Below are 10,046 nucleotides of genomic sequence, written 5' to 3' on the forward strand. Positions count from 1 at the left end.
CGCGCGATGAGGCAATCGGCATGAGAAACGCCTACCTGCGCTACGCCGGGATTCGCCTCGTCCAGGCCGTCGTCGTCGTCCTCCTGGCCTACCTCTTCACATTCGTCGTCGTCAGCATCCTGCCCGGCGATCCGGTCACCAACGTCCTGCGCGACCCCCAGAACGGGTTCACCGAGGAGCAGATCAAGACGATCATCGCCGCTCAGGGACTGGACCAGCCCATTTCAGTCCAGTTGTGGACATCCCTCTCCGGCTTCCTCGTCGGCGATTTTGGCGTGTCGATGCGCTCGACACGGCCTGTGACGACCCTGATCGCCGAGGTGCTCCCCTCGACGTTGATTCTGGCGTCCGCGGGTCTTGCCGTCGCGCTGCTGCTGGCCGCCGCGATCGCCTATGGGACCCAGTTCCTGCCGAAACGGTTAGGCCAGGGCATCGTGCGGGCCTTCCCGTCCCTGTTCCTCTCGGTGCCCGGCTTCGTGATCGGTCTGGTGTTGATCCACGCCTTCGGCTTCCAACTCGGCCTCTTCCGGGTGATCGAGCCCGACAGCGCCTGGGCAACGGTTTTCGCCGCAGTCGCGCTCGGTATCCCGATCTCGGCCCAGATAGCCGAGGTACTCATCGCCAACCTCGATCACGAGTCCGGGCAAGAATATGCGGCCGTCGCGCGCAGCCGCGGCCTCGGGCGAGTGCGCCTCTTCGCCAAGCACCTGCTCAAGCCGTCCTCGCTCCCGGTCGTGACCGTCATCGCTCTGACCGTCGGTGAGTTACTCGGCGGCTCACTGATCACCGAGACGGTGTTCGGACGCACCGGAATCGGGAGCCTGGTGCAGCGCTCGGCGGCGGCGCAGGACCTGCCCGTGCTGCAAGCGGTCGTTTCGCTCGCGGCGGTGGTCTTCGTACTCGTCAACCTGATTGCGGACCTCTTTTATCCGTTGCTCGATCCGCGCCTCAAGCTCGTGGGCGGCACCGAGCGCCGGCCAACCAGCGCGAACGAGAGCGCTGCCCCCGCCCCGGGGTCCGTGACCGGATGAGCGTCGTCTCCCTCTCCTCGGCCGTGCAAGCGGCGCCCGACCGCCGGTCGGCCCTACGGCCCCGGTGGTCGCCCCTGCAGATGTCGCCGACCGTCGCCCTGGCGTTGGCAATCGTCACGCTTGTGATCGCCTGGTCGCTCGCCCCCCATCTGTTCACGAGCCAGGATCCGGTGAACGGCGTCCCCGCCCACAAGCTGCTCGGCCCCAGTACCGCGCACTGGTTCGGCACCGACCATCTCGGACGCGACGTCTACGCCCGCGTCGTCTACGGCGCGGCCTCCTCGGTGACGAGCGCGCTCATTGCGGTCGTCATCGGCGTCGCCGTCGGCGGCCTCATGGGCCTGCTCGCCGGCTTCCTCGGCGGCTGGGTCGACACCGTCCTCGCCCGCCTCGTCGACATCCTGCTCGCCATCCCGCGATTCCTGCTCGCCGTTATCGTCGTCACCGCGCTCGGCTTCGACACCGTGAACACCGCCATCGCCACCGGTGTTTCGGCGGTGGCCGTCTTCGCCCGAGTGATGCGCGCGGAGGTCATCAAGACCCGGCAGGCGACCTTCGTCGAAGCGTCGTTCCTGCAGGGCGGCTCGCGCTGGTACGTCCTATGGCGCCACGTGTTGCCGAACGCGTCGCGCTCGGTGCTCACCCTCGCGGTGCTGCAATTCGGCCTGTCGATCCTGGTCATCGCGAGCCTCGCCTTCCTCGGGTACGGGGACCCGCCACCCGCCTCCGACTGGGGCCTGCTGATCGCGACGGGCAAGGATTACCTCAGGTGGCCGTGGCTGGTGTACGCACCCGCGTTCGTCACGATCGCAACCGTCCTCTCCCTCAACAGGATCAGCCGATGGCTGCGCGAGACGGACTGAGCGTGACGCTCCCCCCCGCCGAGGCCTCACCCGAACCGACGACGCGGCCGTCGGGGCCGCTGCTCCGCGTGGATGGCCTGTCGGTGTCCTACGGGCCGAACGAGGTCGTCACCGACGTCGGGTTCGCGCTGGGCCGCGGCGAGAGCCTCGCCCTCATCGGGGAGTCCGGCTCGGGCAAGTCGACTATCGCCCGCTCGGTGCTGCGGCTGCTCCCCCGCGGGGGGCATGCCACGGGCCGGATCGAGTTCGACGGCCAGGAGGTGCTCGGACTTTCCGAGCGCCGGTTCCGGCCCCTGCGCGGACGGGCCATAGGGTTCGTCCCTCAAGACCCCGGCAATGCGCTCAACCCGGTCCGCACGATCGGCGCGCAAGCCGAGGAATCGGCCGCGCTCCTCGACGGGACCGATCAGGCGCTTCGCACGGGACGCATCCTGGAGACGTTCGCTCAGGTTGGACTCGACGACCCCCGGCGCGTCTACGATGCCTATCCCCACCAGTTGTCCGGAGGCATGCTGCAGCGCGTGCTGATCGGCCTTGCGGTCCTGCCGCGGCCTGCGTTGCTGGTCGCAGACGAGCCGACCTCCGCCCTCGACGTCACGATCCAGAAACGGATCCTCGACCTGCTCTCGCGGCTGCGGCAGGACCTCGACATCAGCCTGCTCCTCATTACCCATGACCTCGCGATCGCCGCCGAGCGGGCGGACGCGCTGGTGGTGCTGAAAGACGGTCTCGTCCAAGAGGCGGGGCGTACGGCGGCCGTGTTCGCTTCGCCAGCCTCGGCCTACGCGCGCAAGCTTCACGCCGACGTCCCGGCCCTCAACCCCGACCGCTACGCCGGCTTGCGCGCCGCCGGCTTCCGCCGCCTCGAAACCGGTGCCGCGGTACCGAAGATCGAAGTCAGCGCCGTCACGAAGACCTTCACGGTGGACGGCATGGCGCTGACGGCTGTCGACGACGTATCGTTCACGGTCCGAGCCGGCACCACGCACGCGCTGGTCGGCGAGTCAGGCTCGGGTAAGACGACGACGATCCGGCTGCTGCTCGGGCTCGACCAACCCGATACTGGCGACATCCGGGTTGCCGGTGAACAGGTCACGGGACGGTCGCACGAGGCGCTGCGCACGGTACGCCGCCACCTTCAACTCATCTACCAGAATCCCTTCACCTCGCTCGACCCGACCTGGAAAGTCGAGGGGTTGGTGCGCGAGCCGCTCGACCGGTTCAGGATCGGGACCCGCGACGAGCGGGCTGTGCGGGTCCGCGAGGCGCTGGCCGACGTCGGTCTCGGCGAGCACCTCCTCGCCCGCAGGCCGGATGCCCTGTCGGGCGGTCAGCGCCAGCGCGTGGCCATAGCCCGCGCGCTTGTCCTCAAGCCCGACGTCATCGTGCTCGACGAGCCCACCTCGGCGCTCGACGTTAGCGTCCAGGCCGACATCGTCGAGGTGCTGCTCACGCTGCAGGCCGATCTCGGCCTGACCTACTTGTTCGTGTCCCACGACTTGGCGCTCGTGCGCCAACTCGCCCACACCGTCTCGGTGATGCACCGCGGGCGAATCGTGGAGCACGGGAGCGTCTCCGATATCTTCGACAACCCACGGCAGGCCTACACTGCCTCTCTGCTGGCGGCGGTCCCATCCGGCATCGCAGAGCGTGCCCGCTGGCCGCACCCGCGATTTGAAGCCGTCAGGAACGAGGCGTGTGTAGCTTGACCGGTTTTGCACGCTTGAGCACCCAATCCACGCCGTCCTGTCCGTGCTGCGCGCCGGCTGCGCTTGGCGCCCCCTGCCGCTGGACTTCCCACCATGGAGCAGGGTGCATTGCGGATTCTCGCGCCCGTCTCAGGCATGCGTGTTCGAGCGCCCCGCTCTCACGAGGGCTGACCGGGAGCGGGTCAGACGCGAGGCCAGCCCGACCGGCTATGGCGTGGATGCGCGAGCCATACGTTGAGGGGTTTGGGAGTGGCAGGCGAGCGCGGCTACAGACAAGCTCGGGGTGACATTCGAGAAGGATGGCTCCGGCGAATACAACATGCGCAAGGTCCATCATCTGGGGACCTACGTGCTGCCGATGCCGGAAGGGCACAACGTCAAGAAGGTGCTCTATCGGGAGCTGCGTCGCCTCCAGGTCGGCCTGACCAACCGCTACATGGCGACCCGGCTGCCGAAAGGTCCGGACGGGCGCATCGCGGGCACGGTCGGCGTCAACACCCGCACCTCACAGTTTCTGGTAGTGAAGGCCAAGGCCGTGGTGCTGGCCTGCGGCGCGGCCGGGCGGCTCGGGCTGCCGACCTCCGGCTACCTGTTCGGCACCTACGAGAACGCGGCCAATTGCGGCGACGGTTACGCCATGGCCTACCGCGGGCGCGCGGCTCGCGGACCTCGAATGCTGCCAGCGATCGCCGATCCACGCGCGTTGCCCGCCCTCGAAGCGGATTTCGACGATCCCGATCCGGATGTGCGCAAGCTCGTGCGCTGGGCGATCGGGCGGTGCCAGGATCCTTGAGCGGAGCGCCGCTGCGGCCGCTTCCGTCGCGGCGCCTATCGGCCGCCAGCATGCCGGCGCCTTTGCCGGCGGATAGGCGCAGACGGCAAAAAGAGGATGCCGATGCCGATCACGGTGGGAGCGGCATGCGCCAGCGCGCCGACTAGGATACGGGCGAGGTGCGGAACGTCGGGCATGGCCTGGGGCTCGGCTCAGGCGCTCGCGCGTACCTCCGAGAGAGACGGCACCTCCGGGCGCGGCAGGCCGTAATGGTCGCGCAGCGTCCGCCCGGCATAGTCCGTACGGAACAGGCCGCGTCGGCGCAGGATCGGCAGCACATGATCGATGAACGCGTCGAGACCGCCCGTCAGCGAGGGCGGCATGACGTTGAAGCCGTCGGCGGCGCCGTTCACAAACCAATGCTCGATCTCGTCGGCGACCTGTTCCGGCGTCCCGACGAAGACGTAGTGGCCCCGCGCCCCGGCGAGCCGCTGGATGAGCTGCCGCAGCGTCGGCTTCTCCCGGTTGAGGATGTCCACGATCAGCTTGAAGCGGCTCGCGACGCCGAAGCGCGTGTCCGTGTCGATGAGGTGGCGCGGGAAGGGCGCGTCGAGGTCGTGGCCGGCGAGGTCGAGACCGGTCATGTTGCGCAACTGCGTCAACGAGTATTCCGGCTGGATCAGCGCGTTGAATTCCTCTTCCAGCGCCTCCGCCTCCCGCTGCGTGCTGCCGATGACCGGGCTGATCCCCGGCAGGATCTTCACGTGCTCCGGGCGGCGCCCGAGGGCGGCGACGCGGTCCTTGATGTCGGCGTAGAAGGCCTGCGCGCTGGCGAAGGTCTGATGCGCCGTGAAGATCGCCTCGGCGTATTGCGCGGCAAAGAAGCGGCCGTCATCCGACGCGCCGGCCTGGACGTAGACGGGGCGGCCCTGCGGCGTGCGCGGGATGTTCAGGGGGCCGCGCACCCGGAAGTGCCGGCCGGCATGGTCGATTGGATGGATGCGCGTCGTGTCCGCGTAGATCCCGGAGGCAGCATCCGCCAGCACGGCGTCGTCGGCCCAGCTATCCCAGAGCTTGCCGACGACCTCCACGAACTCGCGTGCCCGCTCGTAGCGGTCGCCGTGCGGCGGGTGCTCGCCCAGCCCGAAATTCTGCGCCGCCTGGGCCGCCGAGGTGGTGACGATGTTCCAGCCCGCGCGACCGTGGCTGAGATGATCGAGGGAGGCGAACAGCCGGGCGAGATTGTAGGGCTCGTAGTAGGTGGTGGAGGCCGTTCCGATCAGGCCGATGCGCTCTGTCACAGCGCCCAGCGCGGACAGCCAGGTCAGCGGCTCGAGGCGGAAGCGCGCGGCGTAGCGGATGTTGTCGGCGAGCGCCGGAGTATCGGCAAAGAAAACGGCGTCGAACTTGGCGGCCTCCGCCTTGCGCGCCAGATCCTGGTAGAAGCCGATATCGAGGACACGTGTCGGGTCTGAATCCGGATGACGCCACGCCGCCTCGTGGTGGCCGCCCGGATAGACGAAGACGTTCAGGGAGAGCTGCCGCTTCGGCATGCGGGATCCTCGGCTGGGTCAGGCGGACAGGCGGTGCGGGGTGCGCGCCGCGAAGTGGTTTGCGGGCCGATCGAGGCCGAGATGGTCGCGCAGGGTGACGCCGTCGTAGGCGCGGCGGAACAGACCGCGCTGCTGCGGGATCGGCACCACGGTGTCGACGAAGGTCTCGAGGCCGGTCGGGAGCACGTCCGGCATCAGGTTGAAGCCGTCCGCCGCGCCGGCGCGGAACCAATGCTCGATATCGTCGGCGATCTGCTCGGGCGTGCCCACGACGATGCGGTGGCCCGTGCCGCCGCCGAGCGAGCCTATGAGCTGGCGCAGGGTCAGGCCGTCACGCCGCGCATGCGCGAGGATTGCCTGGGCGAAGGTCGTGCTGCCGTTCGCCGGGATCGCGATCTCCGGCAGCGGCGCATCCAGGTCGTATCGCGTCAGGTCGACCCCGAGCGTCGCGCCGAGGCGGGACAGGCCGTAGGCGATGGGGATGAGCTCGGTCAGCTCCTCCCGGCGCCGCTTCGCCTCGGCCTCCGTCGAGCCGATCACCGTGGCAAGACCCGGCAGGACGACCAGCGTGTCCGGCCCTCGTCCGTACCGGGCCGCGCGGCGGCGCAGATCGTCCGCGTAGGCACGCGACTCCTCCGGCGTTTGGCCGACGCTGAACACGACCTCCGCGAAGCGCGCCGCGAGGTCGCGCCCGTCCTCCGATCCGCCTGCCTGGACGAGGACCGGCCGCCCCTGCGGCGAGCGCGGCAGGTTGAGCGGGCCGGCAACCGACAGGTGCCGCCCGTGATAGTCGATGGCATGGAGACGCGCGGGGTCGATCAGGCGGGCGGCCGCCTTGTCGCCGACGAGCGCGTCGTCGTCCCAGCTGTCCCAGAGGAGCCGCACGATCTCGGTGAATTCCTGGGCTCGGGCGTAGCGCGTGGCGTGATCGGGCACCGCCTCCAGGCCGAAATTGGCGGAGGCCTGGGCGTCGGCCGTGGTGACGACGTTCCAGCCCGCCCGGCCGCCGCTGGCATGGTCCAGCGTCGCGAAGCGGCGGGCCACGTTGTAGGGCTCGTTGTAGGTCGTCGAGGCCGTCGCGATCAGTCCGATGCGCTCGGTGGCCGCCGCGATGGACGCGAGCACGATCGTCGGCTCGAGGGAGAGGAACGACCGCAGGTCCGGGCGTTCGGCGAGCGACGGCGTATCGGCTAGGAAGACCGCATCGAGCTTGCCGCGCTCAGCGATCTGCGCCGTTCTTACGTAATGCGCGATCTCGGTGAAGGCGCTCGGCCGACTGTCCGGCAACCGCCACGCCGACGCGAAGAAGCCGGCATGCAGAATGTTCACGTTCAGATGCAAGTGTCTGCGCGACATGGGGCGATGGCCGAACCGGGAGTCAGTCCGTCGAATAAGACAAAGAAAAACTTTTCCCGTCCATAGAATGTTCGTTCAAATTCAGAGGCTGTGTCGACCCGCTCTTCTGCCGTCGCAGGCAATCGCAGAAAGATCGACCCGATCGCGATTGTGTCCGCACCAGGCGAGCTGTCGGGGCAGCGGCGTCAGGAAGGGAAATAGTCGGGCAGCGCGAAACCGTCATAGATGCGGTTGCCCTTGATCGCGTCGCGGAAGAAGGGGCCCCGGTAGGCCGCAACGATGTCGCGCGCCCATGGGGACTCGATGTTGCCCCGTCTCACGGCCACGACGTTGAGATAGGGCGACGTCATCTTCTCGAGCGCGATCGCCTCGGTCAGCTTGAGCCCGCTGTCGATCGCGAAGTTGCCCTGGATCGCGGCGAAGTCGACGTCATCGAGGGCCCGCGGGGCCTGCGCGCTCTCAAGCAGCGTGAGCCTGATCCCGCTCGGGTTCTTCACGACATCGAGCTCGGTCACGTCGACCGGGTTCGCCGCGGGCTTCAGCTCGATCCACCCGAGGTCGCGCAGGATCTTCAGCGCCCGCTCCAGGTTCACCGGATCGTTGGGCACGGCCACCGCCGCCCCGGGCCGGACCTCGGAAGCCGATTTATGCTTGCGCGCGTAGAGGCCCATCGGCGGGGTCGGGACCTGCACGATTCCCACGAGGTCCGTGCCGTTGCGATCATTGTAGGCGTTCAGATAGACGCTGTGCTGCATCACGTTCGCGTCGATCTCGTTCGCGGCGACGGCGGCGTTCACCTCCAACCCCGTGCTGAAGTGCAGGGTGCGGATATCGTAGCCCTGCTGCTTGAGCTGCGGCTCGACGCCGAGCTTGAACTCGTCGAGATAGGGTCCTGGAGCGAAGCCGACGCGCAGCGTCTTCTTCGCCGATGCCGAAGTTTGCGCGGAGGCAGCGATCGGGACGGCGAACAGAGCCGAGAGCCCGGCCGAGAGTCCTGCCAAGACATGACGACGTGCCGGACGCCCGTCCGCGCGGAGAAACCGCTCGGTCACCGGATCCCCGCACGCCGAGCGATGATGTCGGCGACGTTCGACCCGCGTTCGCGCCCGCGCGCCGCCGGAAGAAATTTCAGGTTTGTCGGGCGGGCGCCCGTGCCTTCGACACCGCACGAGAAAACGGGGCGCATGACCGAAAGTCCTTTCGAACAGCGAAGGTTGTTGCGGCGGATGAAGGGTCTTGGTTCGAGCGCAACCATGAAGTTAAGCATTCAAAGGTCGACAACCCAAGTCAACAAGAATATTTTTGCTGGATTTACGCGCAAATGGAGCCAAGGATTCGATTTTTCCAGCAAAGAAGAGAATTGTCCCGCATGGGCTCAGACTCATAAGATCATGCGGCCCGATCTGTGAACGGGCGTATCGTCGTCCTTCGATCGCATGATCATGATGTCTCGCCGCGGCTTCGGCCGCGGACTCGCCCTCGACGCGACTGCGAGCTTCGCCGTCCTCCTACCGGGCGCGTCGCAGGCTCTCACGCCCCGGCGCGGGGGCACCCTGACCATGATCATCCAGCCCGAGCCGCCGGTGCTGGTGACCTTGGCTCATACGGCCATGATCGCCGACGTGTGGATCAACGCCTGAGCGCCATCTTACCCCCCTGCCGGCCATGCCTTTCGAACTCGATCCGTCCAACCCCATTTTCGCCTCGGCCGCGGCGTTGCGGAAGCGTTTCGCAGAGGACGCGGTCGCGCGCGACAAAGCCGGTGGCCGCCCGACCGCGCAGCTGCGCCTGCTCAAGGAGAGCGGACTCCTCACCCTCCTTATCCCGAAGGCGCATGGCGGCCAGGGCGAGCGATGGTCGACGGTGCTCAGGATCGTCCGGGAGTTCGCCAAGGTGGACGGCTCGCTCGGCCACCTCTTCGGCTATCACTTCAGCGCCCTCCAGGCCGCGCATCTGTGCGGGACCGCGGCGCAGGCCGCCGACATCTACCGGCGCTCCGCGGCGGGCAACTGGTTCTGGGGCAACACGGCGAACAGCTTCTCCAAGAGCCTCTTCGGCCAAGCGGTCGCGGACGGCTACGTGCTCGACGGCTACCGGCCGTTCACCTCGGGCTCCCACATCGCCGACTACCTGCACGTGGCCTGGGAGGATCGCGACACGAACCTGCGCCACTTCGCAGCCATCCCGGCCGACCGCGCGGGCCTCCGCGTCGAGGACGACTGGGACGGGATCGGTCAGCGCCAGACCGGGAGCGGGCGCGTCACCTACACGAACGTGCAGGTTCACCACGACGAGGTCTTCCGCTTTCGGGTGGAAACGGCCGAGCCCTACCAGACGCTGACGCCCTTCCAGCAGCAGAGCGTCCTCCTCAACGTTTTCGTGGGCAGCGCGCAGGGGGCGCTGCTCGCCGCGCGCGACTATACCGTCGAGACGTCGCGCCCCTGGATCGACTCCGGCGTCGAGCGCCATGTCGACGATCCCTGGATCAAGCGCGTCTACGGCGACCTCTACATCAAGACCCAGGCCGCGACCCAGCTGGCAGACGACGCGGCCGCGGCGCTCGACGAAGCCGCCGCCCGCGGGCGCGACCTGACCGAAGCGGAGCGCGGACAGGCGGCGATCCGGATCGCCGCCGCCAACGTCTATGCCGGCACCATCGCCCTCGAAGTCACGAGCCAGATCTTCGAGGTGATGGGCGCGCGCTCAGCGACGAATGCCAACGGCTTCGACCGGTTCTGGCGCAACGTCCGCATCCACACGCT

11 protein-coding genes are annotated in these 10,046 nt (G+C 68.2%); 7 read left to right on the forward strand and 4 right to left on the reverse strand.

Features of this window, described 5'->3' with window-relative positions; genetic code table 11:
- The first annotated feature begins 20 nt into the window (after window positions 1-20).
- Genes MKL09_RS19555 through MKL09_RS32375 form a run of 5 tightly spaced genes read left to right on the forward strand, consistent with a single transcriptional unit; the run spans window position 21 to window position 4,396 of the window.
- The gene (locus MKL09_RS19555) at window positions 21-1,031 is read left to right on the forward strand and encodes an ABC transporter permease (protein WP_244022881.1); all 1,011 of its coding nucleotides are present in this window, start codon (window positions 21-23) and stop codon (window positions 1,029-1,031) included.
- Complete coding sequence (locus MKL09_RS19560; RefSeq protein WP_409566950.1) at window positions 1,028-1,894, forward strand: ABC transporter permease; 867 nt, start codon at window positions 1,028-1,030, stop codon at window positions 1,892-1,894. Before MKL09_RS19555 ends, MKL09_RS19560 begins: the two co-directional genes overlap by 4 nt.
- A complete protein-coding gene (locus tag MKL09_RS19565; protein WP_244022885.1) occupies window positions 1,873-3,603 on the forward strand; it encodes a dipeptide ABC transporter ATP-binding protein in 1,731 nt (576 codons plus the stop codon). The genes MKL09_RS19560 and MKL09_RS19565 overlap by 22 nt, the downstream gene beginning before the upstream one ends.
- 37 nt (window positions 3,604-3,640) lie before the next feature.
- Entirely contained in the window at window positions 3,641-3,841 is a 201-nt protein-coding gene (locus MKL09_RS19570) for a hypothetical protein (protein WP_409566953.1), read from the forward strand.
- Between the two features lie 45 nt (window positions 3,842-3,886).
- Entirely contained in the window at window positions 3,887-4,396 is a 510-nt protein-coding gene (locus MKL09_RS32375; RefSeq protein WP_409566951.1) for an FAD-binding protein, read from the forward strand.
- Window positions 4,397-4,587: 191 nt separating this feature from the next.
- Here the strand turns inward: MKL09_RS32375 and MKL09_RS19585 are convergent, their stop codons facing one another.
- The 4 genes from MKL09_RS19585 to MKL09_RS19600 form a co-directional block, all read right to left on the reverse strand.
- The gene (locus tag MKL09_RS19585; protein WP_244022887.1) at window positions 4,588-5,928 is read right to left on the reverse strand and encodes an LLM class flavin-dependent oxidoreductase; all 1,341 of its coding nucleotides are present in this window, start codon (window positions 5,926-5,928) and stop codon (window positions 4,588-4,590) included.
- Between the two features lie 18 nt (window positions 5,929-5,946).
- On the reverse strand, window positions 5,947-7,284 hold the full coding sequence (locus MKL09_RS19590) for an LLM class flavin-dependent oxidoreductase (RefSeq protein ID WP_244022889.1): 1,338 nt from the start codon (window positions 7,282-7,284) through the stop codon (window positions 5,947-5,949).
- 185 nt (window positions 7,285-7,469) lie between these two features.
- Window positions 7,470-8,285 (reverse strand): MetQ/NlpA family ABC transporter substrate-binding protein, encoded by an 816-nt coding sequence (locus MKL09_RS19595; protein ID WP_409566952.1) that lies wholly within the window; start codon window positions 8,283-8,285, stop codon window positions 7,470-7,472.
- Between the two features lie 47 nt (window positions 8,286-8,332).
- The gene (locus tag MKL09_RS19600; RefSeq protein ID WP_244022891.1) at window positions 8,333-8,551 is read right to left on the reverse strand and encodes a hypothetical protein; all 219 of its coding nucleotides are present in this window, start codon (window positions 8,549-8,551) and stop codon (window positions 8,333-8,335) included.
- A 175-nt stretch (window positions 8,552-8,726) separates the two neighbouring features.
- Here MKL09_RS19600 and MKL09_RS19605 point away from each other — a divergent pair, with 175 nt between their 5' ends.
- Both MKL09_RS19605 and MKL09_RS19610 read left to right on the forward strand, forming a co-directional pair.
- Entirely contained in the window at window positions 8,727-8,924 is a 198-nt protein-coding gene (locus tag MKL09_RS19605) for a hypothetical protein (protein WP_244022893.1), read from the forward strand.
- A gap of 25 nt (window positions 8,925-8,949) precedes the next feature.
- Window positions 8,950-10,046: acyl-CoA dehydrogenase family protein (locus MKL09_RS19610; protein ID WP_244022895.1), on the forward strand; the 1,097-nt coding region annotated here is incomplete at its 3' end.

Source organism: Methylobacterium sp. J-048 (assembly GCF_022829515.1).
Taxonomy (GTDB): Bacteria; Pseudomonadota; Alphaproteobacteria; order Rhizobiales; family Beijerinckiaceae; genus Methylobacterium.

Bases quoted from the DNA above. Each gene is read 5' to 3' on its own strand.
- MKL09_RS19555 (WP_244022881.1), top strand. From the start codon at position 21: ATGAGAAACGCCTACCTGCGCTACGCCGGGATTCGCCTCGTCCAGGCC.
- MKL09_RS19560 (WP_409566950.1), top strand. From the start codon at position 1,028: ATGAGCGTCGTCTCCCTCTCCTCGGCCGTGCAAGCGGCGCCCGACCGC.
- MKL09_RS19565 (WP_244022885.1), top strand. From the start codon at position 1,873: ATGGCTGCGCGAGACGGACTGAGCGTGACGCTCCCCCCCGCCGAGGCC.
- MKL09_RS19585 (WP_244022887.1), bottom strand. From the start codon at position 5,928: ATGCCGAAGCGGCAGCTCTCCCTGAACGTCTTCGTCTATCCGGGCGGC.
- MKL09_RS19590 (WP_244022889.1), bottom strand. From the start codon at position 7,284: ATGTCGCGCAGACACTTGCATCTGAACGTGAACATTCTGCATGCCGGC.
- MKL09_RS19600 (WP_244022891.1), bottom strand. From the start codon at position 8,551: ATGCTTAACTTCATGGTTGCGCTCGAACCAAGACCCTTCATCCGCCGC.
- MKL09_RS19605 (WP_244022893.1), top strand. From the start codon at position 8,727: ATGATGTCTCGCCGCGGCTTCGGCCGCGGACTCGCCCTCGACGCGACT.